26 protein-coding genes and 3 tRNA genes are annotated in these 23898 nt (G+C 73.6%); 19 read left to right on the plus strand and 10 right to left on the minus strand.

From position 1 onward, the window contains the following. From IH25_RS38115 to IH25_RS0134875, 12 genes are all read left to right on the plus strand, one after another. A partial coding sequence (locus IH25_RS38115) for a hypothetical protein (RefSeq protein WP_037656225.1) occupies positions 1 to 733 on the plus strand: 733 nt, incomplete at its 5' end. 57 nt (positions 734 to 790) lie between these two features. Beyond that, positions 791 to 1546: a GntR family transcriptional regulator gene (locus tag IH25_RS0134825; RefSeq protein ID WP_030620285.1), complete on the plus strand. Its 756-nt coding sequence runs from the start codon at positions 791 to 793 to the stop codon at positions 1544 to 1546. A gap of 156 nt (positions 1547 to 1702) precedes the next feature. Continuing rightward, complete coding sequence (locus IH25_RS0134830; protein WP_030620287.1) at positions 1703 to 2827, plus strand: TIGR03364 family FAD-dependent oxidoreductase; 1125 nt, start codon at positions 1703 to 1705, stop codon at positions 2825 to 2827. 26 nt (positions 2828 to 2853) lie between these two features. Continuing rightward, a complete protein-coding gene (locus tag IH25_RS0134835) occupies positions 2854 to 3570 on the plus strand; it encodes a phosphonatase-like hydrolase (protein ID WP_107058526.1) in 717 nt (238 codons plus the stop codon). A 1-nt stretch (position 3571) separates the two neighbouring features. Next, on the plus strand, positions 3572 to 4624 hold the full coding sequence (locus IH25_RS0134840; RefSeq protein WP_030620293.1) for an ABC transporter ATP-binding protein: 1053 nt from the start codon (positions 3572 to 3574) through the stop codon (positions 4622 to 4624). Continuing rightward, complete coding sequence (locus tag IH25_RS0134845; RefSeq protein WP_078844576.1) at positions 4614 to 5462, plus strand: 2-aminoethylphosphonate ABC transporter permease subunit; 849 nt, start codon at positions 4614 to 4616, stop codon at positions 5460 to 5462. Before IH25_RS0134840 ends, IH25_RS0134845 begins: the two co-directional genes overlap by 11 nt. Next, the gene (locus tag IH25_RS0134850) at positions 5449 to 6246 is read left to right on the plus strand and encodes an ABC transporter permease (RefSeq protein ID WP_030620298.1); all 798 of its coding nucleotides are present in this window, start codon (positions 5449 to 5451) and stop codon (positions 6244 to 6246) included. Before IH25_RS0134845 ends, IH25_RS0134850 begins: the two co-directional genes overlap by 14 nt. 47 nt (positions 6247 to 6293) lie before the next feature. Further along, positions 6294 to 7346: a 2-aminoethylphosphonate ABC transporter substrate-binding protein gene (locus tag IH25_RS0134855; RefSeq protein ID WP_030620301.1), complete on the plus strand. Its 1053-nt coding sequence runs from the start codon at positions 6294 to 6296 to the stop codon at positions 7344 to 7346. A 74-nt stretch (positions 7347 to 7420) separates the two neighbouring features. Then, positions 7421 to 8950, plus strand: a complete 1530-nt coding sequence (locus tag IH25_RS38120; protein ID WP_209445409.1) for an alkaline phosphatase family protein — start codon at positions 7421 to 7423, stop codon at positions 8948 to 8950. A 78-nt stretch (positions 8951 to 9028) separates the two neighbouring features. Next, a complete protein-coding gene (locus IH25_RS0134865) occupies positions 9029 to 9808 on the plus strand; it encodes an HAD-IIA family hydrolase (protein ID WP_030620307.1) in 780 nt (259 codons plus the stop codon). Positions 9809 to 9947: 139 nt separating this feature from the next. After that, the gene (locus IH25_RS0134870; protein ID WP_030620310.1) at positions 9948 to 10505 is read left to right on the plus strand and encodes a hypothetical protein; all 558 of its coding nucleotides are present in this window, start codon (positions 9948 to 9950) and stop codon (positions 10503 to 10505) included. A 6-nt stretch (positions 10506 to 10511) separates the two neighbouring features. Continuing rightward, positions 10512 to 11180, plus strand: a complete 669-nt coding sequence (locus IH25_RS0134875; RefSeq protein ID WP_030620313.1) for a class F sortase — start codon at positions 10512 to 10514, stop codon at positions 11178 to 11180. Positions 11181 to 11196: 16 nt separating this feature from the next. Here the strand turns inward: IH25_RS0134875 and IH25_RS0134880 are convergent, their stop codons facing one another. Next, positions 11197 to 11886, minus strand: a complete 690-nt coding sequence (locus IH25_RS0134880; RefSeq protein WP_030620315.1) for a FadR/GntR family transcriptional regulator — start codon at positions 11884 to 11886, stop codon at positions 11197 to 11199. A gap of 76 nt (positions 11887 to 11962) precedes the next feature. Then, positions 11963 to 12036, minus strand: a tRNA-Lys gene (locus IH25_RS0134885). Between the two features lie 187 nt (positions 12037 to 12223). Here IH25_RS0134885 and IH25_RS0134890 point away from each other — a divergent pair. The 3 genes from IH25_RS0134890 (at position 12224) to IH25_RS0134900 (ending at position 15245) form a co-directional block, all read left to right on the plus strand. Then, entirely contained in the window at positions 12224 to 13240 is a 1017-nt protein-coding gene (locus IH25_RS0134890; protein ID WP_030620317.1) for a peptidoglycan-binding protein, read from the plus strand. Positions 13241 to 13368: 128 nt separating this feature from the next. Next, positions 13369 to 14508, plus strand: a complete 1140-nt coding sequence (locus IH25_RS0134895; RefSeq protein ID WP_030620319.1) for an SPFH domain-containing protein — start codon at positions 13369 to 13371, stop codon at positions 14506 to 14508. Between the two features lie 131 nt (positions 14509 to 14639). Next, positions 14640 to 15245 (plus strand): lytic polysaccharide monooxygenase auxiliary activity family 9 protein, encoded by a 606-nt coding sequence (locus IH25_RS0134900; RefSeq protein WP_030620322.1) that lies wholly within the window; start codon positions 14640 to 14642, stop codon positions 15243 to 15245. 46 nt (positions 15246 to 15291) lie between these two features. Here the strand turns inward: IH25_RS0134900 and IH25_RS0134905 are convergent. From IH25_RS0134905 to IH25_RS0134935, 7 genes are all read right to left on the minus strand, one after another. After that, positions 15292 to 15365: transfer RNA gene (locus tag IH25_RS0134905), tRNA-Lys, on the minus strand. Positions 15366 to 15461: 96 nt separating this feature from the next. After that, positions 15462 to 16214, minus strand: a complete 753-nt coding sequence (locus IH25_RS0134910) for an IclR family transcriptional regulator (RefSeq protein WP_030620325.1) — start codon at positions 16212 to 16214, stop codon at positions 15462 to 15464. A gap of 179 nt (positions 16215 to 16393) precedes the next feature. After that, positions 16394 to 17176, minus strand: coding sequence for an ectoine/hydroxyectoine ABC transporter ATP-binding protein EhuA (ehuA, locus tag IH25_RS0134915; protein WP_030620328.1), 783 nt, complete (start codon positions 17174 to 17176; stop codon positions 16394 to 16396). Further along, complete coding sequence (gene ehuD, locus IH25_RS0134920) at positions 17166 to 17816, minus strand: ectoine/hydroxyectoine ABC transporter permease subunit EhuD (protein WP_030620333.1); 651 nt, start codon at positions 17814 to 17816, stop codon at positions 17166 to 17168. Before ehuD ends, ehuA begins: the two co-directional genes overlap by 11 nt. Then, entirely contained in the window at positions 17813 to 18460 is a 648-nt protein-coding gene (gene ehuC, locus IH25_RS0134925) for an ectoine/hydroxyectoine ABC transporter permease subunit EhuC (RefSeq protein WP_030620336.1), read from the minus strand. Before ehuC ends, ehuD begins: the two co-directional genes overlap by 4 nt. Further along, a complete protein-coding gene (ehuB, locus tag IH25_RS0134930) occupies positions 18457 to 19374 on the minus strand; it encodes an ectoine/hydroxyectoine ABC transporter substrate-binding protein EhuB (RefSeq protein ID WP_245172976.1) in 918 nt (305 codons plus the stop codon). Before ehuB ends, ehuC begins: the two co-directional genes overlap by 4 nt. A gap of 75 nt (positions 19375 to 19449) precedes the next feature. Further along, complete coding sequence (locus tag IH25_RS0134935; RefSeq protein WP_030620341.1) at positions 19450 to 20403, minus strand: D-2-hydroxyacid dehydrogenase; 954 nt, start codon at positions 20401 to 20403, stop codon at positions 19450 to 19452. A 181-nt stretch (positions 20404 to 20584) separates the two neighbouring features. On the opposite strand from IH25_RS0134935, the gene IH25_RS0134940 reads away from it, so the two are divergent. The 4 genes from IH25_RS0134940 (at position 20585) to IH25_RS0134955 (ending at position 22570) form a co-directional block, all read left to right on the plus strand. Beyond that, positions 20585 to 21316: a maleate cis-trans isomerase family protein gene (locus IH25_RS0134940; protein ID WP_030620343.1), complete on the plus strand. Its 732-nt coding sequence runs from the start codon at positions 20585 to 20587 to the stop codon at positions 21314 to 21316. Between the two features lie 105 nt (positions 21317 to 21421). Next, on the plus strand, positions 21422 to 21790 hold the full coding sequence (locus IH25_RS0134945) for a hypothetical protein (RefSeq protein ID WP_030620346.1): 369 nt from the start codon (positions 21422 to 21424) through the stop codon (positions 21788 to 21790). Positions 21791 to 21924: 134 nt separating this feature from the next. After that, complete coding sequence (locus tag IH25_RS38870; protein ID WP_030620349.1) at positions 21925 to 22506, plus strand: bifunctional DNA primase/polymerase; 582 nt, start codon at positions 21925 to 21927, stop codon at positions 22504 to 22506. Beyond that, a tRNA-Lys gene (locus IH25_RS0134955) sits at positions 22497 to 22570 on the plus strand. Before IH25_RS38870 ends, IH25_RS0134955 begins: the two co-directional genes overlap by 10 nt. Positions 22571 to 22646: 76 nt before the next feature. Here the strand turns inward: IH25_RS0134955 and IH25_RS0134960 are convergent. Next, positions 22647 to 23861: a M6 family metalloprotease domain-containing protein gene (locus IH25_RS0134960; RefSeq protein WP_051754357.1), complete on the minus strand. Its 1215-nt coding sequence runs from the start codon at positions 23859 to 23861 to the stop codon at positions 22647 to 22649. Positions 23862 to 23898 lie beyond the last annotated feature (37 nt).

Consider the following 23898-nt stretch of genomic DNA (forward strand, 5'->3'; position numbering starts at 1 on the left):
AAGAGACAGCCCCCACGCCCCCGCGGCCCCCACCTGCGCCGCCGCCGACGCCCACACCTTCCCCCTGGCCACCCGCATCCGCGGCGGCCCCGCGTCCTACGAGGCCGGCGACAGGCCCCGCACCTGGTACATCGACCTGACCAACACCACCGACCGGACCTGCGCCGGCGTCCACCCGGTCGTCGTCCTCGTCGACGACGAACGCGCGCTGCGGCCGGACCACCCCCGCCTGGACTTCTACGACGGCCCCCGCGCCCACCGCGTCGCCTTCGAGGCCACCGACGCCCAGGAACTGGTCGGCGTGCTGGACGGCACCGGGTTCGCCGGGTTCACCGTGCCGCCCGGCCGGACCGTCGGCGTACGGGTCCGGTTCTCGCTCGCCCCCGACGCCGTGGCCGGCCGGGTCACCGCGCACGCCGCCGTCGTCCAGCGGCGGGGCGGGGACGGGGACTGGGTCGGGGAGTCCGGCGCCTACCGCTTCTCGGTCACCGAGGACGGAGAAAGCGGCAGCGAGGAGGAGCCGGCGGACACCGGGGAGGACACCGGACCCGTACCGGAAGCGCGGGAAGCCCACGCCACGCACCCGCCCGGCACCCCCGCCCCGGCCCCTTCCCCGGCCCCCCGAGCCACCCCCCAGGCCGCCGGCACCCCGCTCACGACCACCCTCGTCCCCCTGCTCACCCTGCTCGCCGCCGCCACCGGCGCCCTTCTCCTGCTCCGCGCCCGCCGCTGACCGGGCCGCCCCCTCCCCGCTCCCGTGCCCCCGGCCCCCGTCTGCGACGATCCCCCCGTGGACTACCCCAACGACCAGGCCCCCGGCGCCCCCGTCCGCTCCGGCATCCCCGAGCACGGGCGCATCCCCAAGTACTACGCGGTGAAGGCGCGGATCGCCGCGCTGCTGGAGGAGCTGGGGGAGGGCGGCGTCATCCCCACCGAGCGGGATCTCGCCGAGCGGTACGACGTGGCCCGCGAGACCGTCCGGCAGGCCGTACGGGACCTGGTGCTGGAGGGGCGGCTGCGGCGCCGGGGCCGGGGCACCGTGGTCGCCGGACCCAAGCTGGCCCAGCCGCTGTCCCTGGCCAGCTACACCGAGGGCGTACGCCGGCAGGGGCGCACCCCCGGCCGTACCCTCGTCACCCTCGACCGGTTCCCGTGCCCCGACCCGCTCGCCGCCGAGACCGGGCTCAGCCGGGGCGAACCCGTCTGGCACCTGGAGCGCGTGCTGCTCGCGGACGACGAGCGGGTGGGCCTGGAGAGCACGTACGTCGCCGTCGCGCGGGTGCCCCGGCTGGACGCCGACTTCGACCCGGACTCCTCCTTCTACGGCTATCTCGCCGCCCAGGGCATCTCCTTCGGCGACGCGGACGAGCGGATCGAGACCGTCCTGGCCACCCCCCGCGAGGCCCTGCTCATCGGCACCCCGCCCGCCCTGCCCATGCTGCTGATCCACCGGATCTCCCGGGACACCGGGGGCCGCCCGCTGGAGCGGGTGCGCTCGCTCTACCGAGGCGACCGCTTCTCCTTCACCACCCACCTCCAGGGCTGAGACCGCCCACCTCCGGACCCGAGGGACACCGGTCGCCCGAACCCCACGTCAAAGTCACAAAAAGATAACGGGTCTAGCCCAAACGTGATGGCTCGTTCACGCTCTCGTTGTCAGCCGGATGTCTCCGGTTCCCGCATCACAAGGAGCGTTGTCGCCGTGAGAGTCACAGTCGTCGGAGCCGGCGTGGTGGGCACCATGCACGCCTGGCACGCAGTGGAACGCGGCCACCAGGTCGTCCAGATCGAGCGCGAGGCCGAGGCGCGCGGCGCCTCGCTGCGCAACTTCGGGCAGATCTGGGTCAGCGGGCGCGCGGGTGGAGAAGAGCTGGAGACCGCCCTGCGGGCGCGGGAGCTGTGGGAGGGGATCGGCGGCCGGGTCCCGGCGCTGGGCTTCCGCGCCAACGGCTCCCTCACCCCGGTCCGCGGCCCGCTCGAACTCGCCGTCGCGGAGGCGGCCGTGGCCCGCGCGGACGCCGCCGCCCGCGGCTACAAGCTGCTCACCCCCCACGAGGCCCGCGCCCTGAACCCCGCCCTGCGCGGCGACTTCACCGCCGCCCTGTACTGCGAGCGGGACGCGGCCGTGGAGCCCCGTACCGCCCAGCTCGCCCTGCGCGCCGAGCTGCTGAAGTCCCCGCACTACACCTTCCTGCCCGGCCGGGAGGTGCGTGATGTGACCGGCGCCGGGACCGTCCGCGACGACCACGGGGACACCCACCACGCCGACGCCGTCGTGCTGTGCACCGGCGCCTGGCTCGGCGGGCTCGTCCGCGAACTGGCCGGCCCGGACCTCCCGGTGCGCCGCGTCCGCCTCCAGATGATGCAGACCGACCCGCTCGGCGAGCCGCTGACCACCTCCGTCGCCGACGCCGACAGCTTCCGCTACTACCCGGCGTACGCCTCCCCGGCCCTGGACGAGCTGAACGCCCGCCGGCCGCAGCCGCAGACCGCCGCCGCGCACAAGATGCAGCTGCTGATGGTGCAGCGCGCCGACGGCGGCCTGACCATCGGCGACACCCACGAGTACGAGCACCCCTTCGCCTTCGACACCGTCGAGGAGCCCTACGAGCACCTCACCGGCGTCGTGGAGTCCCTCCTCGGCCGGCCGCTGCCGCGCGTGCGGCACCGCTGGGCGGGCGTGTACGCGCAGTGCACCGACCCCGGCAAGGTCGTCCACCGCCAGCAGGTGCACGAGGGGGTGTGGCTGGTCACCGGGCCCGGCGGGCGCGGCATGACCTGCGCCCCCGCGATAGCCGAGACCACCGCGAACGAACTGGGCTGGTGAACACCCCCATGACCCCCATGACACCCATGACCCCGGAGACCTCGGGCACCCCCGCGACCCCCGACATCCGCCTCGTCGTCCTCGACATGGCCGGCACCACCGTCGCCGACGGCGGCCTGGTCGAGCGCGCCTTCGCCGCCGCGGCCGCCGAGCTGGGCGTCGAGCCCGGTTCCGCCGAGCACGCCGAGCACCTGGCCTACGTCCGCGCCACCATGGGCGAGTCCAAGATCTCCGTCTTCCGCCACCTCTTCGGCGACGAGGACCGCGCCCGGCGCGCCAACACCGCCTTCGAGAAGGCGTACGGCGAACTGGTCGACCAGGGCCTGATCGCGCCGGTCCCCGGAGCCCGCGAGGCCATCGGGGAACTCACCGAGGCCGGCCGCACCGTCGTCCTCACCACCGGCTTCGCCCGCGTCACCCAGGACGCCATCCTGGACGCCCTCGGCTGGCGCGGCCTGGTGCCGCTCACCCTGTGCCCGGCCGACGCCGGCGGGCGCGGGCGGCCGTACCCGGACATGGTGCTGGAGGCGTTCGTCCGCACCAAGGCGGCCGACGACGTACGGCAGGTCGCGGTGGCCGGCGACACGTCGTACGACGTGCTCAGCGGCGTCCGCGCCGGGGCCGGGCTGGTCGCCGGCGTGCGCACCGGCGCGCACGGCGACGCCGAGTTCACCGCCGCCGGTGCCACCCATGTCCTCGACTCCGTGGCCGGCATGCCCGGCCTGCTCGCCGGGGACCGCTGACATGGGCATCCGCTGCGACTCCGTCACGGTCGCCTATGACGGCAACGTCGTCCTCGACTCCCTCGACCTGACCGTCGAGCCCGGCGAGGTCATGGCGCTCCTCGGGCCGTCCGGATCCGGCAAGACCACCGCGCTGCGGGCGGTCGCCGGGTTCGTGCGGCCCGCGTCCGGGCGGGTGTACCTCGGCGGCGAGGACGTGACGGACCTCCCGCCGTACCGGCGCGGCATCGGCATGGTCGTGCAGAGCTACGCCCTCTTCCCGCACCTGCGCGTGGACGAGAACGTCGCCTTCGGGCTCAAGGCCCGCCGCACCCCCAGGGACGAGATCCGGCAGCGGGTCGCCGAGGCGCTGGAGCTGACCGGCATGGCCGGCTACGCCCGCCGCCACCCGCGCGAGCTGTCCGGCGGGCAGCAGCAGCGCGTCGCGATCGCCCGCGCCCTCGCCATCCGGCCCCGCGTGCTGCTCCTGGACGAGCCGCTGTCCGCGCTGGACACCCGGCTGCGCGCCGGCATGCTCGCCGAACTCGCCCGGCTGCACCGCGAGCTGCCCGACGTGTCGATGCTGTACGTCACCCACGACCAGGTCGAGGCGCTGACCCTGGCCGACCGGATCGCGGTGATGGACTCGGCCCGGCTGCGCTCGTGCGGCACGCCGAGGGAGCTGTACCGGGCGCCCGCCGACGCCTTCACCGCGTCCTTCGTGGGCGGCGCGAACCTGGTCCCGGTGACCGTGACGGCCGACGGGGTGTCCTTCGCGGGCACCGAACTGAAGCTCGACACGGCCGGGGCCGCCGCGGGCGCCCGCGCCACGCTCTGCGTACGGCCGCACCTGGTCGGGCTGGGCGAGGGACCCAACCGGCTCCCGGGCACCGTACGGGAGATCCAGTGGCGCGGCGCCACGCACCGGCTGTACGTCGAGGTCGACGGGCACACGATGATGGCGGACGTACGCGAGCTGAAGGCTCCGCCGGCCCTCGGTGACACCGTGGACCTGTACTTCGCGCCCGACGACGGCGTGCTGCTGCCCGCGGGGGTGACCGGCGATGACCACTGACAGCGCGCTGCGCGCCGTACCCGCCCGCCCGGCCGAGCGGAAGGGCTCCCCACGGCGGTGGACCCCCCACCTGTGGGCGCTGCCCCCGGTCGCCCTGCTCGCCCTCTTCTTCCTCTACCCCCTCGCCCTCGTCGTCCGCCAGTCCCTGCGGCCCGACACCGGCGGCACCTCCCTGAAGCCGTACGCCGACGTCTTCGCCTCCGAGGCGTTCCGGCACGCGCTGTGGACCACCGTGTGGCTGGCGCTCGCCGCCACCGCCGGCTGTCTGGTCCTGGGGTTCCTGCTGGCGCTGGTCATCGCGTTCGTGCCGTTCCCCGGGGCGAAGCCGGTGGCCCGGTTCATCGACGTGTACCTGTCCTTCCCGTCCTTCCTGATCACGCTGGCGCTGCTGTTCCTCTACGGCGGCACGGGCGTCGTCGGCTCCTTCCAGTTCCTCACCACACCCTGGGGCGTGCTGCTGGCGGAGGTCACCTACTTCACGCCGTTCGTGATGCGCCCGCTGCTCGGCGCGTTCGCGCAGCTCGACACCGCCCAGCTGGAGGCGGCCGGTTCGCTGGGGGCGCGGGCGCCGCGCATCGTCCGGCAGGTGATCCTGCCCGAGGCGCTGCCCGCGCTCGCGGCCGGCGGCAGCCTGGTCCTGGTGCTGTGCCTGAACGAGTTCGGGATCGTGCTGTTCACCGGCGCCAAGGGGGTCACCACCCTGCCGGTGCTCGTCTACGGCAAGGCGATCCTGGAGTCCGACTACCCGGGCGCCTGCGCGGTCGCCGTCGTCAACGTCCTGATCTCCGTGGGCCTGTATGGCCTGTACCGGGTGGTGAGCCGTCGTGCTGGTGCATAGCCGCAAGGCCAGGTGGGCGGTGTGGGCGGTGTTCCTGGTCCTGTTCCTGCCGCTGTTCGCGCTGCCGCTGCTGGTCATCCTGGGCGCCTCCTTCGCCACCCACTGGTCCGGCGCCCTGCCCTCCGGCCCCACCCTGGACCACTACCGTTCCGCCACCCGCGGCGAGGCCCTCCAGGCGCTCACCACCAGCCTGGTCACGGCGGTCGCCGCCAGCCTGCTCGCGCTGACCGCCGGCACCTGGGCCGCTCTGGCCGCGGCGGCCCTGAAGAAGCGCCACCGCCGGGTGCTGGACGCCCTGTTCGTGCTGCCGGTCGCCGTGCCGTCGGTCGTGGTGGGCCTCGCGGTGCTGGTGGCGTTCTCCCAGCCGCCGCTGCTGCTCAACGGCACCCGGTGGATCGTGATCACCGCCCACACCGTGCTGGTCACCGCCTTCGCCCACCAGTCGGTGTCGGCCGCCCTGACCCGCCTGGACCCGGCCTACGAACAGGCCGCCGCCTCCCTCGGCGCCCGCCCCGCCTACGTCCTCTTCCGGGTGCGGCTGCCGCTGCTGCTGCCCTCGCTGACCGCCGCCGCCGGCCTGTGCTTCGCCCTGTCCATGGGCGAGCTGAGCGCCACGATGATGCTCTACCCGCCGGACTGGACCCCGCTGCCCGTGCTCATCTACGCGGCCACCGACCGGGGCGTCCTGTTCACCGGGTCCGCCGTCGCCGTGGTCCTGATGGCCGCGACCCTGCTCGTCCTGTTCGCCGTCTCCCGGGTCCGCACCCGGGCCTCCTACCGCTGAACCCTCCCCGGATTTCCCCCGTCACCTCGCCAGGAGACCGCCCCGCCATGCCCAGAAACCGCGTCCCGCTCGCCGTGGCCCTCGCCCTGCTCGCCGCGCCCGTGCTGTCCGCCTGCGGCTCCTCCGCCGCCTCGGACGCCAAGGTCGTCACCGTCTACAGCGCCGACGGCCTCAAGGGCGAGAACGGCGACGGCTGGTACGACCAGGTCTTCGCGGACTTCGAGAAGCAGACCGGCATCAAGGTGAAGTACGTCGAGGGCGGCTCCGGCGAGATGGTGCAGCGCGCCGTCCGCGAGCGCGGCAACCCGCAGGCCGACGTGCTGGTCACCCTGCCGCCGTTCATCCAGCAGGCGGCCGGCAAGGGCCTGCTGCAGAAGTACGCCCCGGCCGGCGCCGACCGGGTCGCGGGCGCCGACAAGGCCGCCGACGGAACGTGGACCTCCGTCGTCACCAACTACTTCGGGTTCGTCTACAACAAGAAGGAACTGAAGCGGCCCCCGAAGACCTGGGACGAACTGCTCGGCGCCCGCTACAAGAACAAGCTCCAGTACTCCACCCCGGGCGTCGCCGGTGACGGAACGGCCGTACTGATCAAGGCGACCCACGACTTCGGCGGCAAGGAGCGGGCCCTCGCCTATCTGAAGAGGCTCCAGACCAACAACGTCGGCCCGTCCGCCTCCACCGGCAAGCTCGCCCCCAAGGTGGACAAGGGCGAACTCCTCGTCGCCAACGGCGACGTGCAGATGAATCACGCCCAGACCAAGACCATGCCGAACCTCGGCATCTGGTTCCCGGCCGGCACCGACGGCAGGCCCACCACCTTCGCTCTGCCGTACGCGGCCGGCCTGGTCACCAAGGCCCCGCACAGCGCCAACGGCAGGAAGCTGCTCGACTTCATGCTCGCCCGCGAGCAGCAGCAGGAGGTCAGCGCGATCGGCGGCGGCTTCACCGCCCGCCAGGACGTCGAGGCCACCGACGCCAACGCCGTCGCGCTGACCCGGCTGATGGACGGCGTCGAGATCTTCGAACCCGACTGGAACGACATCGAGAAGAACCTCGGCGCCTACGTCGAGGACTGGAAGTCCGCGACCGGCAGCTGACCCCTCCGCCGCGCGGCCGTAACCGGCCCCGCACCGCGAGACCCCACGCCCCTGGCACCACCGGGGGCGCCGCCATGCCCGTACGCACGTCCGCCCCTCTTCCTCCGGAGGACCCCGTGCCCCACCTCTCCCGCCGCTCCCTCCTGCTGTCCGCCGCCGTGGCCGCCGGCGCCGGGCCGCTCGCGGCCGTCGCCCGCGCCGCGGACCGGACCCCCAAGGTGCTGGTCATCGGCCTGGACGGCGCCCTGCTCAGCCGGATCAAGGACGCCGACGCACCGCACCTGAAGGCCCTGATGGCGGCCGGGCTCACCGCGCCCAGCAGCATCTACGCCGACCCGCTCGCCCCGACCCTCTCCGGCCCCGGCTGGTCGACGATCATCACCGGGGTCTGGCCCGACAAGCACAACGTGAAGGACAACGCCTTCACCGGCGCCCGGTTCACCCGGTACCCGGACTTCCTCACCCGCGCCGAGACCGCGAAGCCCGCCCTGTCCACGTACGCCGTCGCCTCCTGGGCGCCGCTCACCGACACGGTGTTCTCCACGAAGGTCGACACCCGCGTCTCCACCCCGAGCGCCGAGTACGACACCGGCACCACCTCCCGCGCGGTCGCCCGGCTGCGGGACGGCGACCCGGACGCGCTCTTCGTCCACCTGGACAACATCGACCACGCCGGCCACACCTACGGCGCCGCCTCCCCGCAGTACCTGGACGCCCTCCACGGCGCCGACGCCCAGGTCGGGCAGATCGTGGCCGCGGTGCGGGCCCGGCCGGCGTACGCCGCCGAGGACTGGCTGATCATGGTCACCGCCGACCACGGCCACACCGACGCCGGCGGCCACGGCGGCTCCACCCTCCAGGAACGGCAGACGTTCCTCATCGCCACCGGCTCGGCGCTCGCGCCGGGTTCGGTGCGCCACGACGTGAAGATGCCGGACGTCGCCGCCTCCGCCCTCGCCCACCTCGGCATCCCCCTCGACCCCGGGTGGGGGCTGGACGGCCGGCCCGTCCAGCAGCCCGTCCCGGACGACTTCGACGCCCTGCGCGCTTCGCTCGCGACCCGCGTGGACGAGACCGGCATCCCGGCGGCCCTCGCGGGCTTCACCCACACCCCGCCGCCCGGCTGGTCCGTCGACAACTCCGCGATGGGCGGCGGCGGGGTCACCGAGTGGCGCGGCTGGTCCTTCACCACCGACGAGTTCTGGACCCAGGCCCAGCGCGACCAGAACCGCGAGTCCAACATCCGCGCCCGGAACGTCTTCGCGGTCGCCGACGGCGACGAGTGGGCCGACAAGCCGTACACCGGCACCTTCGACTCCACCCTGGTCAGCCCCGCCTACCCGGTCACCGGCGGCGGCACGGCCGTGCTGACGTACACCACCTACTACCGGCACGAGTCCCCGCAGAAGGGCGAGGTCTTCGTCTCCTACGACGGCGGCACCCCGGTCAGCGTGCGCACGTACACCGCCGACGTGCCCTCGCGCACCGAGACCGTCACCCTCCAGGTGCCGGCGGGCGCCACCAGTGCCCGGGTCCGGTTCCGTTACACCGGCGGCAACAACTGGTACTGGGTGATCGACGGGGTCCGGATCGGCACGGCCTGACTAGGCTGGGGGCGTCGGTACGCCGTGGTTCCGGCGCCCCCCGTTTTCCGTTCGCACGCAGGCCAGGAGACGCAGCACATGGCAGACCGCAAGCCCATCGAGTCGTGGCTCACCGACATGGACGGCGTCCTGATCCACGAGGGCGTGCCCATTCCCGGGGCCGACGCCTTCCTGAAGAAGCTGCGCGAGTCCGGCCGGCCCTTCCTGGTGCTCACCAACAACTCCATCTACACCGCCCGCGACCTGCACGCCCGGCTGCGCCGGATGGGCCTGGACGTGCCGGTGGAGAACATCTGGACCTCGGCGCTGGCCACCGCCCAGTTCCTGAACGACCAGCGGCCCGGCGGCAGCGCCTACGTCATCGGCGAGGCCGGCCTGACCACCGCCCTGCACGACATCGGCTACATCCTCACCGACCACGAGCCCGACTTCGTGATCCTCGGCGAGACCCGCACCTACTCCTTCGAGGCGCTGACCAAGGCGGTGCGGCTGATCAACAACGGTGCCCGGTTCATCGCCACCAACCCCGACAACGTCGGCCCCTCCACCGAGGGCGACCTGCCCGCCACCGGTTCGGTCGCCGCGCTGATCACCGCCGCCACCGGCAAGAAGCCGTACTTCGTGGGCAAGCCCAACCCGCTGATGATGCGGGCCGGGCTGAACGCGGTCGGCGCGCACTCCGAGACCTCCGCGATGATCGGGGACCGGATGGACACCGACGTGCTCGCGGGCCTGGAGGCCGGGATGCGCACCTTCCTGGTGATGACGGGCGTCACCCAGCCCACCGACATCGACCGCTACCCGTTCCGCCCGTCCCAGGTCGTCGACTCCATCGCGGACCTGGTCGACCTGGTCTGAGCGACGGCCGGCCGGGCGGCCCGGGGAGCGGGTTCCGCCCGGCCGAAACCCCGTATCACCCGTTCGGCGCAGCCGGGCGCCTCCCGAGGATGCGGAGGCGCCCGGTGCGGGGGAGCCTCCAGATAACTGGAGGTTCACGATGGGCTCACTACGCCTCACTGTCCGTACCGGAATCCTCGCCGCCGCGCTCGCCGCGGCCGTCCCCGCGGCGCACGCGGCGGACGGCGGCGGCTCGGTCGCCGTGACCCCCGCCTCCCCGGCGCCCGGCGCCGATCTCACCGTGCGCACCGAGGGCTGCGCGGGCGGGCAGGGCAGTGCCGCCTCGGCCGCCTTCGTCTCCGACGCCCGCCTGACCGGCGGCGGGGGCACCCTGAGCGGCGAGACCCGGGTCCGCTCCGGCCTGGAGCCGGGCGCCTACACCGTGAAGGCCGTCTGCGGCGACCGGGTGATCACCGGCAGCCTCACGGTCGGCGGAGCGGACGGTGCCCGCCCCGCCGCGCCCGTCGCCCCGGCCACCGCCGCCGCCTCCCCGATCGCCCCCGTGCCCGCGGGCGGCGGCGGCACCGCGCACTTCGCCACCGTCGCCACCAGTGCCTCCGGCCCCGACACCGGCCAGGCGGTGACCGGTCTGGCGCTGGCCGGCCTCGCCGCGCTCGCCGTCGGGCTGCGCGCCCGCCGCGCCCGCTCCGGCCGCTGACCGCCCGTGTCCGACGAGCGGGGGCGCGGCGGCACCGGGCGGCTGGTCACCGCCCTGACCTGGGCGCTGCTGCTGTGCGGACTGTGGCTGTGGGGGCGCGAGGTGACCGGCGTGACGCACGGCACGGACGGCGCCGCCACGGGCGACGTCTTCGCCGCGGGCCGCGCCGGCGACCCCGCCCGGCTGCCCGGCGCGGCCCGGCCGCTGGCCGACGCGGTGCCCCAGCGCGTCGACATCCCCGCCCTGGGCGTGACGGCCCCGGTGGTGACCCGCGGCCTGGACGCCCGGGGCGCGATCGATCCGCCGCCCTACGACCAGCCGGGCGTGGTCGGCTGGTACGGCGCCGGCCCGAAGCCCGGCGCGGCCGGGGCGGCCCTGCTGGTGGGCCATGTCGACACCACGACCCGGCCGGCCGTGTTCTACCGGCTCAGCACCCTCAAGCCGGGCCACACCGTCCGGGTGGTCCGCGCGGACGGCAAGGTCGCCGAGTTCACCGTGGACGACGTCCGGATCCTGCCCCGCGACGGCTTCGACGCCCATCTGGCCTACGGCCCGCGCCGGCCCGGCCGCGCCGAGCTGCGCCTGATCACCTGCGGGGGTTCCTTCGACCGGGCCGCCGGCAGCTACACGGCGAACGTGGTCGTCTCCTCGTATCTGACGGGCGTGTCGGGGTGAGCGGCCGGTGAAGCGGTCAGGGGGTGGCCGTCGGCGTGGAGGACAGGCGGGCGCGCAGGTTGCCGAAGTGGTCCCGTATGGCGCGTTCGGCCCGCAGGGAGTCCCCGGAGCGCACCGCGTCCACGATCTCCCGGTGCTGGCGGCAGGTGACCCGGGGGTCCTGCGGCGTCGCCGCCAGGTCGCGCCGCACCCGGTGGAAGGCGTCCCAGAACGCCTCCAGCACCTCGCCGAGCAGCACGTTGTCCAGGCCCCGGTACAGCGTGGCGTGAAAGGCGCGGTCGGTCCCGGCGAGCCCGGTGCCCTCGGCGGCCTCCCGTTCCATCCGGTCCACGAGCGCGTCCAGCTCGGCCAGGTCCGCCTCCGGCAGCCGTCCGGCCAGCCGTGACACCAGTCCCGTCTCCACGGCCTCGCGCAGCTCCAGCAGCTGGAGCAGCGAGTCCTCGCCCCGGTAGTGGCCGGCCACGGTCCGGAAGGCCAGCCCCTCGATCATCGGCGCGAACGACATCGGGCCGACGTACGTCCCGAAGCCGTGCCGGATCTCCACGATGCCCATCGCCTGGAGCGCCTTCAGAGCCTCCCGCACCGAGTTCCGGCTCGCCCCGAGCAGCCGCATCAGCTCCGGCTCGGTGGGCAGCGGGGCACCCGAGGGCAGCCGCCGGTCCACGATCAGCTTCTTGATCCGCTCCTGAAGGTCCCGGGCTGCCATGGCCAGAGCGTAACCCCCCGTTCAGACACCGGGCACGCGAAAAGCCCCCCGCCTGAGCGAGGGGCTTTCCGGTCGGTGCGCCGCCAGGGACTCGAACCCCGGACCCGCTGATTAAGAGTCAGCTGCTCTAACCAACTGAGCTAGCGGCGCCGGCTGACGGAGAAAACTCTACCGGACCTGTGAGGGTGCTCCGGACCGCCTCGGGGGTGTCCCGTACCCCGCCCGGAGGGCTCGCGTACATCATTCGGACCGTCAGAATGCGCGATTCCAAGGCGGTTGGGAAACTGATCAACGTGCGCACTCGCGGACACATCCCCCAGAATGTGAGGCAGATCGCATGACCGCTCCGATGTTCGAGGAAGTCGACCCCGCGAGCGACTGCCTGTGTCCCGGCTGCCGGCTCTCCCGGCACGGCGGCTCCCCCCACCCGCACCCCGGCCGCGCCCGCCCGGCGGCCCGCGCCGCCGTGATCGTGACCGCGGCCTCCGCCGCCCTCGGCGCGCTCCCCCCGGCCGTCGCCCTCGCCGCCCCCGGCCAGGCCCCGCACCGCGAGGCGCTGCCCGGCGACGACGGCGAGTACGGCGAGTACGCCACCCCGCAGGGTCCCAGGGGCCCGCTGTACGGCAGACCGGGCGGCCCCGAGAAGGTCCCCGCCGATCCGGTCCCGGCCACCACCCGCACCGACATCATCAAGCGGGCCAAGACCTGGGTGGACGCCAAGGTGCCGTACAGCATGACGGCCTTCTGGTCCGACGGCTACCGGCAGGACTGCTCGGGCTACGTCTCCATGGCCTGGGGCCTGCCGAACAACGAGTGGACCGGCAGCCTCGGCCAGTTCGGCGTGAAGATCACCAAGGCGGAGCTGGAACCGGGGGACATCCTGCTCTTCCACAACCCCGACAACCCCGAGAAGGGCTCCCACGTAGTGATCTTCGGCGGCTGGACGGACGACAAGCACACCTCGTACACGGCCTACGAGCAGACACCCCCGCACGCCCGCCGCCAGACCACCCCCTACGCCTACTGGAGCAACTCCGACAAGTACGTCCCCTACCGCTACAAGGGCCTGCCCCAGGGCGCGGCCGGTGCCCAGGCGGACGGCGGCGCGAAGACGGCGGTGCCCTATCCGGGCGCGGCCTTCTTCCGGCCCGGCGCGGTCAACGACCACGTCACCCGGCTCGGCGCCCGGCTGGTGCGCAAGGGGTACGGCCGGTTCTACGCCCACGGCCCGGGCCCGCGCTGGAGCGAGGCGGACCGCAGGGCCGTCGAGGCGTTCCAGCGGGCCCAGGGCTGGCGGGGCGGCGCCGCGGACGGCCACCCGGGGCCGGAGACCTGGCGCCGCCTGTTCGCCTAGGCCCCCCTTGTTCTCCTTCTTCCTTCTTCCTTCTTCTTTCCCGCCCCTTCCCGGATCGCCGGCCGGCCCGGGCACGTTCTCGTCCACCCCCTGTTCATGACGCGTCTGGCGCGGAGGCTGGAGCACGCATGAGTACGACCACATCCCACACCCCGCCCGAGTCCGAGGGGCAGTCGGACGGTACCGCCCCCGGTGCCGGTGTCCGGCCGGCCCGGCTGATCCAGAACGAGGCGACCACCGAGATCCCCGTCCACCTGCTCTTCCGGGACGGCCCCGACCCGGTGCGGATGCCGCTCGGACCGGCGGTGGTGGGCCGCCGGCAGGACACCGGCGAGCGGCCCCGGCCCGGCCGCCCGGTGCCGGTGCGCCGCCGCCCGCTGCCGCAGACCGACCCGGAGTTGGCGGAGCGCCCGGCGCGGGTGCTGCCCGGGGCGGCCGGGCTGCTCGCGGGGGCCTGCGGGCTCACCGGCGCGCTGGTCACCACCTGGTGGGCGGGGCTGCTGCCGCCGCCGCCGGCGGGCCGGGCGTTCGGGCTGCCGGCGTACCCCGGTCATGGGCTGGGCCTCGCCCACTGGGCCGCGTACGCCGGGTCCGGGCTGCTGGGCGCGGCCGGGTTCGGCGGGCTGGCCCGGGGGCGGACCGGGCGGGCCTGGGTGCTGGGCCTGTTCGGGCGGTACCGGGGGACGGTCCGGCGCACCGGGCTGCTGTGGGTGAACCCGCTGCTGCCGCGCCGCCGGGTGGACGTGCGGCTGCGGCACTGGCGCAGCGAGGCGATGCCGGCGGTGGATCCGGACGGGATGGCGCTGCGGGTGGTGGTGCTGGTGGTGTGGCGGGTGCGGGACACCGCGCGGGCCCTGCTCGGCATCGACGACCACGAGACGTATCTGCGCGAGTGTGTGGAGGCGGCGCTGGCCCGGGTGCCGGTGGAGTCGGCGGGCGGCGCGCGGGGCGGGACGACGGCGGCCGGGGACGCGCTGACCCGGCTGGTGGCCGAGGAGACCGCGCCGGTGGGGGTGGAGGTGTTCTCGGTGCAGCCGGTCCGGGTGGAGTACGCCCCCGAGGTGGCCGCCGCGGTGCACCGGCGCCGGATCGCCGCACTGGACGCCCGGCAGCGGGCCAGCATGCTCGGCTCGGTGGTGGACTCGGTGGAGGACACGGTGACCCGGCTGACCACCCGCGGGCTGGTCGAACTGGACGACTACGACCGCAAGGTGCTGGTCCGGGACCTGACGGTGGCGTTCTGCTCGGGGCGCGGGGAGCCGGTGTAGCGACGGGACGAACGCTTGGGCGGTTGGTATGGACATGTCCAACGCACGGCAATAATCTGAGACTTGGTCTAGACCTCACTGCACGGCGCACCGAACTCCCAGAACTCCCCACGTTTTCCAGGAGCGGCAGCATGCGCACCAAGACCAAGTTGTCCGCGGTCGTACTGGGCGCGGTGACCGCCGGAGCGTTCGCGCTCTCCACCGGCGGTGCCAGCGGCCACGGCTACACCGACCTCCCCATCAGCAGGCAGAAGCTCTGTCAGAACGGCACCGTGACCAACTGCGGCTCGATCCAGTGGGAGCCGCAGAGCGTCGAGGGCCCCAAGGGCTTCCCGGCCGGCGGACCCGCCGACGGCCAGATCTGCAACGCCGGGCTGGGGCAGTTCGCCCAGCTCAGCGCGCCCAAGACACCGTCCGGCGCGGCCTGGCCGACCACCAAGGTGACGGGCGGGCAGTCCTACACCTTCCGCTGGCAGTTCACCGCCCGGCACGCCACGACGGACTTCAGGTACTACATCACCAAGCCGGGCTGGAACCAGAGCCACAACCTCGCCCGCTCCGACCTCAACCTCACGCCGTTCCTGACGGTGCCCTACGGCGGCCAGCAGCCGCCGTCCACGCTCAGCCACAGCGGCACCCTGCCGTCCGGCCTGAGCGGGCACCACGTCATCGTCTCGGTGTGGACGATCGCCGACACCGGCAACGCGTTCTACGCCTGCTCGGACGTCACCTTCTGAGCGCACGCGGAAGGGCCCCTCGCCGAAGCGAAGGGCCCTTCTCAGGTGCGCCGCCAGGGACTCGAACCCCGGACCCGCTGATTAAGAGTCAGCTGCTCTAACCAACTGAGCTAGCGGCGCATGACTCCCGCCTGCCTCGGGTTTTTCTCCCCGCGGCCGGCGACGAAGAAAATACTACCTGGTCCCCGGGGGTGCTCGTGACCACTCCCGGCGGGTCTAGATCGCCAGCGAGAGCAGGACCGGTGCCGCGTTGCGGTTCAGGGTGTCCGCGGCCCGCTTCAGCCGGTGCGCGTCCCGTACCGGCAGCGACAGGGCCAGGCAGCCGACCGTGGTGCCCGCGGTGACCGGTACGGCGGCGCAGACCGTGCCGACCGCGTACTCCTGGAGGTCGAGCACTGGCGCCGACGGCGGCTGGGCCTCCAGCCGGGACAGCAGCAGCTTGTCGCTGGTGATCGTGCGCGAGGTGAGCCGGGCCATCTTGTGCCGGGCCAGGTGGTCCCGGCGGGCGTTCGCGTCCAGCTGGGTCAGCAGGCTCTTGCCGACGGCCGTGGCGTGCGCGGAGTAGCGGAAGTCCACCCACTCGTTGACCGCCGGGGTGGCCGGCCCGGCGGCGTACTGGGTGACCCGGACCTCGCCGTCCACGTACCGGCTCAGGTAGACGGCCGCGCCGACCGAGTCGCGCAGCCGGTCCAGGTTCCGCTGGAGCCTGTCGCGCAGGGCCCGCTCCCGGTCGTGCGCCGAGCTGAGCCGGCGCAGGGTCTCGCCGGTGACGTACGCGCCGTCGGCGATCTCCTGGACGTAGCCCTCGCGGCGCAGCATCCGCAGCAGTCCGGTGAGCCGCCCGGGACCCAGGCCGGTGCGGCGGGCCAGCTCGGCGGCGGTGATCCCGGCCGGGTGGCCGGAGACGGTCTCCAGCACGCGCAGGGCTTCCTGGGCGCAGTGGTACGGGGCGGTCGGCTTGAAACTCATGGGTCCCCCTCGGCCGCGATCCGGGTCGGATCGTGTCCACGATAGCCGCGCGGAGACCCCGCGGAAGAGGGTGTCGACGAGATGGCCCCCTTCGTGTGCGCGCTCCCACCGGCGGCGAGATCCGCTGGCATATGCCGAAGGCATGTACCGATGCCGGATTCCGCCGGTGGCCCCGCCGCTCACAGGACCGCGCTGATGAACTCCCGGGTCCGCTCCCGCTCCGGATCGCCGAAGATCCTCTCCGGCGGACCGGCCTCGATGACCCGGCCCGAGTCGAACATCAGCACCTGGTCGGAGATGTCCCGGGCGAACCCCATCTCGTGGGTCACGCACAGCATCGTGATGTCGGTGCTGCGCGCGATGTCCCGCAGCAGGTCCAGCACGCCCGCGACCAGCTCCGGGTCGAGCGCGGAGGTCACCTCGTCCAGCAGCAGCACTTGGGGCCGCATCGCCAGCGCCCGGGCGATCGCCACCCGCTGCTGCTGCCCGCCGGACAGCCGGGTCGGCTTCGCGTCGCACTTGTCGGCCAGGCCCACCAGGTCCAGCAGCTCCCGCGCCCGCTCCTCGGCCTCGTCCCTCGACAGGCCGAGCACCCGGACCGGCGCCTCGGTGATGTTGCGCAGCACCGACATGTTCGGGAACAGGTTGAACTGCTGGAACACCATCCCGATCTTCTTGCGGACCTCCCGGACCTGCTTCTCCGGCGCCGGGAACAGCCGCTGCCCGGCCACCGTGATCGTGCCCTCGTCCGGCTTGGCGAGGGTCATCAGCAGTCTGAGGATCGTGGTCTTGCCCGAACCGGAGGGCCCGATCAGGGTGACGTGCCGGCCCGCGTCCACCGACAAATCCAGCCCGTCCAGGACGGTGTTCTCCCCGAACCGCTTGGTCACCCCCTCGATGCGGATCAGCTCGGTCGGCGTGGTGCCGGTCGGGGCCGGCTGCTTGCTGGTCTCAACGGACAAGACGTCGCTCCAGGGTGCGCAGAAGAAGGGAGGCCAGATACGACACGACGACGAAGGCGATCCCGATCACCGTCAGCGGCTCGGTGAACTGGAAGTGCTGCTGGGAGACGAGCCGCGCCCGGCCCAGCATCTCCAGCACGCCGATCGTCATCAGCATCGGCGTGTCCTTCAGCATCGCGATGACGTAGTTGCCGAGCGGCGGCACCACCCGGCGCACCGCCTGCGGCAGCACCACCGCCGTCCAGGTGCGCCGCACCGGCAGGCTCAGCGCCGTCGCGGCCTCCCACTGGCCCGCCGGCACCGCCTCGATGCCGGCCCGGTAGACCTGCATCGTGTACGTCGAGTAGTGCAGCCCGAGCCCGAGGACCCCGGTGGTCAGCGGGGACAGGGTCACCCCCGCCTCGGGCAGCACGTAGAACAGGAAGAACAGCTGCACCAGCAGCGGGGTGTCCCGCACGAACTCCGTGAAGACGCCCACCGGCCAGCGCACCCAGCGGGTCGGCGCCCGCATCAGCAGCGTCCACAGCAGACCCAGCGCGAACGAGATCAGCGAGCCCAGCGCCAGCGCCTCCAGCGTGACGACCAGCCCCTTGCCGAAGTACGGCAGGAAGTCGGCGACCGCTCCCCAGTCCCAGGTCATCGGGCCACCTCCGCCTTCAGTCGGCGTTCCAGACCGCGCATCCCGCGGGTCAGCAGGAACGCGATCACGAAATAGATCAGCAGCAGGTAGGCGTAGATCTGGGCGCTCTGCTGGAGGGCGAGCCGGACCAGGTTGCCGCTGAACGCCAGGTCGCCCATGCCCGTGATGGACACCAGCGCGGTGCCCTTGAGCAGTTCGATCAGCAGGTTGGAGAAGGACGGGATCATCTCCGGCACCGCCTGCGGCAGCAGGATCAGCCGCAGCCGCTGCCAGGGCGTGAAGCCGAGCGCGATCCCGCCCTCGCGCTGCGCCGGATCCACCGCCACCAGCGCGCCGCGCACGATCTCGGCGCCGTACGCGCCGTAGGTCAGGCCCAGCGCGAGCGTGCCCGCCCACATCGGCACCAGCTGCCAGCCGAAGGCGACCGGCAGCACGAAGAACACCCAGAAGATCATCACCAGTGCCGAGATGCCGCGGAACACCTCGGTGTACAGGCCGGCGACGAAGCGGACCAGCCGCGAGCGGTGGGTGCGCGCGGCACCGGCGGCGAAGGACATCACGGCGGCCAGCAGCGCGCTGTACACGAGCAACTGGAGGGTGACGCCAACTCCTTGGAGGATGATTTTCCACAGCCCCGCGGTCATCGGCGGCACAGCTCCTTCGCGGTCAGGGTCGTCATCTCGGCCTTGGTGAAGCCGAAGGGCCGCATGATCCGGTACAGCTCGCCGCTGCGGCGCAGCTTGTGCAGCTCGGCGTTGAAGGCGTCCCGCAGCCGGGTCTCGGTCGGCCGGAACGCGAACGCGCCGCCGTCGGCCTTGGGCTTGCCGTCCACGAGCGCCACGAACGGCTTGGTCGACTCGGCCTTGGCGGAGCCCCGCGCGACCATCCGCGCGGTGACCGCCGTGGCCGCGAACAGGTCCACCCGCCCGGACTCCACGGCGTTCAGCCCGGCCACCTGGTCCGGGACGATGACCAGGTCGTTCTCCTTGAAGCCCGCCTCCACGGCGTGCTGGATCTGCGCGTACCCGGTCCCGGTGGCGATCTTCGCGTGCCGGCGCAGCGCGTCCGCGTAGGTGCGCAGCCCGAGCGGATTGCCCTTGCGGACGATGAACGCGTCCGGCATCTGGTAGTCGGGGTCGGCGAAGATGACCTGCTCGCAGCGGTCCGGGGTGACGTACATCCCGGCGGCCACCACGTCGAACTGCTGGGCGTTCAGCCCCGGGATCAGCGAGCCGAACTCCGTCGGCACCGGCTGCACCCGCTCCACCCCGAGCCGTCCGAAGATCGCCCGGGCCAGCTCGGGCGCCTCCCCGGTCAGCCTGCCGTCCCGGTCGATGTACCCGAAGGGCACCTCGCCGGCGATCCCGAGCCGTACGACACCCTGGGCGCGCAGCCGCTCCAGCAGGTCGCCGCCGTTCTCGCCGGACGCCGACGCCACCCGTGTGCAGCCCGCCGCGCCCAGCGCGCCGAACGCCGCGAGGCCCGCCAGCACGGAGCGCCGGGTGTGTCTGCGTTCCGTCCGTATGGTGTGTGCGTCGTTCCCACGTGGTGCAGCCATGGCGGCGCGGCTACCCAGACGCAATCCGGCTATGCACCCCGGTTTTACCGGCCGGTAGGGACCGGCGGCGGGCCCTCAGCGACCGGGTACGTAGCCGCGCGTCTTGTCCACGACGTTGCGCAGCGGTCTGCCCGCCGCCCACCGCTCGTACAACTCCACGAACTGCTCCCCGAGTCGATCGCGCCATCCGACGGTGTCACCGCTCATGTGCGGGGACACGATCAGCCCCGGCAGCTCCCACAACGGGCTGTCCCCGGGCAGCGGTTCGGCGGCGAACACATCCAGCGCCGCGCCCGCGATCCAGCGCCGCTCCAGTGCCCGGACGAGGGCGTCCTCGTCCACCAGGCCGCCCCGGCCGACGTTCACGAAGAACGCCGAGGGCTGCATCACACCGAACCGGTGCGTGTCGAACATGCGGTACGTCCGCTCGGTCAGCGGAGCCGCCGCGATCACCCAGTCCGCGCGGGAGATCAGCCGGTCCAGGTCGTCCGGGCCGTGTATCCCGGTCTTCGGCACCCGCCCGACCAGCGCCGTCCGCACCTCCAGGGCCTTCAGCGCCCGCACGATCGCCCGGCCGACGGGACCCGAGCCGACCACGCACGCGTGCGTGCCCGCCACCCGCCGGGTCTCCCGGTGGCGCCAGGTGCGCTCCCGCTGGTGGGCCAGGGTGCGCGGCAGGTCCTTGGCGACCGCCAGCACCAGGGCCGCCACGTACTCGGCCACCGGCTGCTCGAAGATCCCGCGCGCGTTGGTCACCACCGTGTCCGACGCGGCCAGCTCCTGGCACATCAGATGGTCCACGCCCGCGCTCGCCGTGTGCACCCAGCGCGGCCGGGGACCGTCTCCCGGCCATGCCTCGCGCACCGCGTGCGAGGTGAAGTCCCAGACCAGCAGCACATCCGCGGCGGGCAGCCGCCGGGCCAGGTGCGCCGCGTCCGTGCGCACGATCCGGGCGCGTCCGGTGAGGCGGCCGAGCCGGGGCGGCGGATCGGCGTCGAGGACCAGCACGGTGGGGGGTAACGGTGTCATGCGGGGCGGCTCCCGAAGGTCTGACCTGCGTGGACCGTGCACGGACCGACCACGCTCGCACCCGGGCCCGGCGCCGTCAACACGGCTGCGGGGCCCGAAAGGCGCGGTGCCGCGCCGACGGGGTACCCGGACCGTGGGCCCGACGGCCTGTACCGCCGGATCACCATCAGGAAGGCTGGACATGACCGCACTCGGATTCCTCTACCCGGGCCACCGTGCCGAGGACGACTACCCGCGCATCGAGCAGCTCCTGGGCAGCGACATCCGGGTGGACCTGATCCACACCGACCCCGGCGAGGACACCCGCGAGCCGGCGGCGCTGCGCGCGCTGGGCTCCGCCGAGCGGTTCGCCGAGGGCGTGGAGGCGCTGCGGCTGACCGGGGCCGAGACGGTGGTGTGGGCCAGTGCCGGCGGCGGCTTCGCGCACGGCTTCGCGGGCGCCCAGGAGCAGGTGCGCACCCTGGCCCGGCTGGCCGGGTTGCCCGCCTCCTCCACCTCCTTCGGCTTCGTCAACGCGGCCCGCGAGCTGGGCGTACGACGGGTCGCCGTCGGCGCGGCCTACCCGGAGGACCTCACCGCCCTGTTCACGGACTTCCTGCGGGCCGGCGGCCTGGAGGTGACCGGTCCGCCCTCCCCGGCCGCCGCCTCCCCGGCCGAGGTCGCCGGCTGGGGGCAGGAGGAGGTGCTCGCCCTGGCGCGCGCGGCGGACACCCCCGACGCCCAGGCCGTCCTGCTGCCGGACACGGCCCTGCACACCGCCGCCCACCTCGGCGCACTGGAGAAGGCCCTGGCCAAGCCGGTCCTCACCGCCAGCCAGGTCACGGTCTGGGAGGCCCTGCGCCTGGCCGACCGCCGGGTGAACGCGCCGACCCTGGGCAGCCTGTTCACCCGCGAGCCGTTGGTGCAGGTGTAGCGCCCGGACCTCCTCGCCGCCCCGGCCCCTTGCGCGGGCGCGGGACAATGGACGGTGGCCCACCCGAAGGCGGTGCCGGCGAACCGTACGAGGAGGAGACAAGACATGGCGGAGCCCACGCCGCGTCGCAACGAACCGCGGCTACGCCCCGCGCCCCTGCTCTTCGAGCCCGCGGAGGCGGCCTCGGACCCCGAGCACTTCTTCGACCTGGAGTCGATCGAGGATCCGCGGGAGCTGCTGTCCCGGGCGACGGAGCTGTCCCAGGCGTTCCGCGCGGCGGCCGACCGGGCCGTGGAGTTCCAGGCCGTCGCGGCGGCCCAGCTCGCCGACCCGCGCCGGTTCGACCGGCTGACCCCGGCGGACATCGCCGAGCGGGCGGAGTGGACCGAGGACTATGCCAAGAAGATGGTCGAGTTCGGGCGGGACCTGATGCGCGGGGAGGGCGAGGGGCGGACGTCGGCCGATCCGCTGTAGCGCGCGGCTGGCGGTCGCTCCCCGACCGCCAGGGGCATATGCCGGGTGGGCAAGATACTCCTCCTCGGCCGTCCTGTCCCGGTTTTCCGCAACTCAGCGAAGCCGCCCGCTGACGCGCTGTACATCTGGGTGTCATGACGACCAGTGCCCCGAACGTGACCTGTGACAGCCCCGGCGCCGTCGCCTGGCTCGCCTCGGCGGGAACCCACCCGCGCAGCACGCTCACCCTGTGGCGGGAGCGCCCGGACGCCCCCGTGGTACTGCCCTGCGGCACCGTCTTCGACGTGGTCAGCGCCCCGGTGGTGTTCGGGCGCCGCATGCTGGGCCGGCTGTGGGGCGCGGGATCACGGTCGGGCCCGGTCGCGGTGTTCCGGGGCCGCACGCTGTTCTTCGCCGCCCCCGGCACCGCCCAGCGGCTGCCGTCCCTGCTGGCCTGGGAGGAGTGGGGCACCCGCCGGGCGCGGGAGGTGCCGCCACTGCTGTGCCACGGTCCGGGCGACGCCGTGACCGTACCCCCGCTGACGCCCCTGAGCTGCGACGACACCCCCGGTGTGGCCCGCTGGCTGGTCGCCCCGGACGGCCGGCACCCCTGGCTGCCGGGCCCGGAGGTGCTGCTGTGGGCGGCCGTGGGGGCCGCCCGGTCCACCGCACGGCCGTCGATTTCTCCTCACCGCGACCAGGGTGCTAATGTCTACGACGTCAGCAGGCGCCGCTAGCTCAGTTGGTTAGAGCAGCTGACTCTTAATCAGCGGGTCCGGGGTTCGAGTCCCTGGCGGCGCACATGCACACGGCAGCGGGCCGGATTCGAAAGAATCCGGCCCGCTGTTTTCGTATACGAACCGGGCCGGCACGGGGCTCAGCCGCGCACCCCCGGAGTGATCGTCACCGTCCACGCCCCCGACGCCGTCCTGCCCTCCGCCTCCACCCGCACCCGCTCCCCGGGCACGGTGAAGCTCTCGCCGAGGAAGACCGGCGCGTCGGCGAGCGGCGGATAGACCGAGTCCTCCCAGCAGGCCTCGGTGCGCGGATGGGCGTCCACCACCTGGACCGGGCCGTCACCGGAGGCGGCGCCGCCACGCACCCGGTAGACCAGGATCCCCTGCCGGCAGGCCCCGCGGTCGGCGCCGGCCGGGCCGCGCGCCTCGAAGGCCAGGGCGCTGTCCGGCCCGGTGCGCACCACGGCCAGCTTGACGCCGTGCCCCAGGCCGAAGGCGGACCCGCCGCCGGCGACCGGCAGCGGGGCGCCCGGTCCGGCCGCGAGCGGCTCCATGGTGAGGCGGCTCGGCGCGGCGCCGCGCACGCACACCACCTGGCGCGGATCCAGCCAGCCGAGCCGCCACTTGTGCCAGCCCAGCAGATCGGGGGCGAGCCCGAACTGGCTCCCCATCAGGTCCCAGTCGCCGACATGGGTGTCCCAGTCGCCCTTGCCGTCGGCCGGGCGGTGGTAGAGGTCGGGCAGGTCGAAGACGTGGCCGGTCTCGTGGGCGAGCACCAGCCGGTCCGGCGGGTGGTGCTCGAAGACGGTGACCACCCGGTGGATGTCGGTGCCGTCCGCGCGCAGGGGCGCGTCCAGGTTCACCACCTTCGTGGCGTCCGAGTCGACCCCGGGCGCGTCCGGGTCGGCGACGAGGTAGACGACCTGGTAGCGCGAGAAGTCGACCTCCTTGTCGGCCACGGCGAACGCGTCGCGCAGATAGGCGGCCCGGTCCTCGGTGCTCCAGTCCCGCCTCATGGCGTACGACGTCGACGGGCGCGGCATGCGCAGCCAGCGCTCCAGCGGGTGCGGGCGCAGGGTGAACCTGCCGTAGGAGGACTGCGCGTAGAAGCCGGTGGTGGCCGGGAAGTGGTCGGCCGTCAGCTCCTTGGGGGTGGTGCGCGGGGCGGAGTCGGGGAATGACAGGAAGACCAGGACGGCGTCGAGGGTGCCGGCCGGGCGGGGATAGGCGGTGTTCCAGGTGTCCACGCCCTCCGAGTGGTGGGCCTCGGTGCGGTGCAGCGCGCAGGGGGCCGTGGAGAACGGCTCGGCGGCCGACGGGCCGGTGAGGATCGAGGTCGCGGCGAGCGCCGACATCGTGGTGCACACGGCGGCGGTGCTGCGCAGCTTGGGC

This window comes from Streptomyces achromogenes subsp. achromogenes, assembly GCF_000720835.1.
Taxonomy (GTDB): domain Bacteria; phylum Actinomycetota; class Actinomycetes; order Streptomycetales; family Streptomycetaceae; genus Streptomyces; species Streptomyces achromogenes.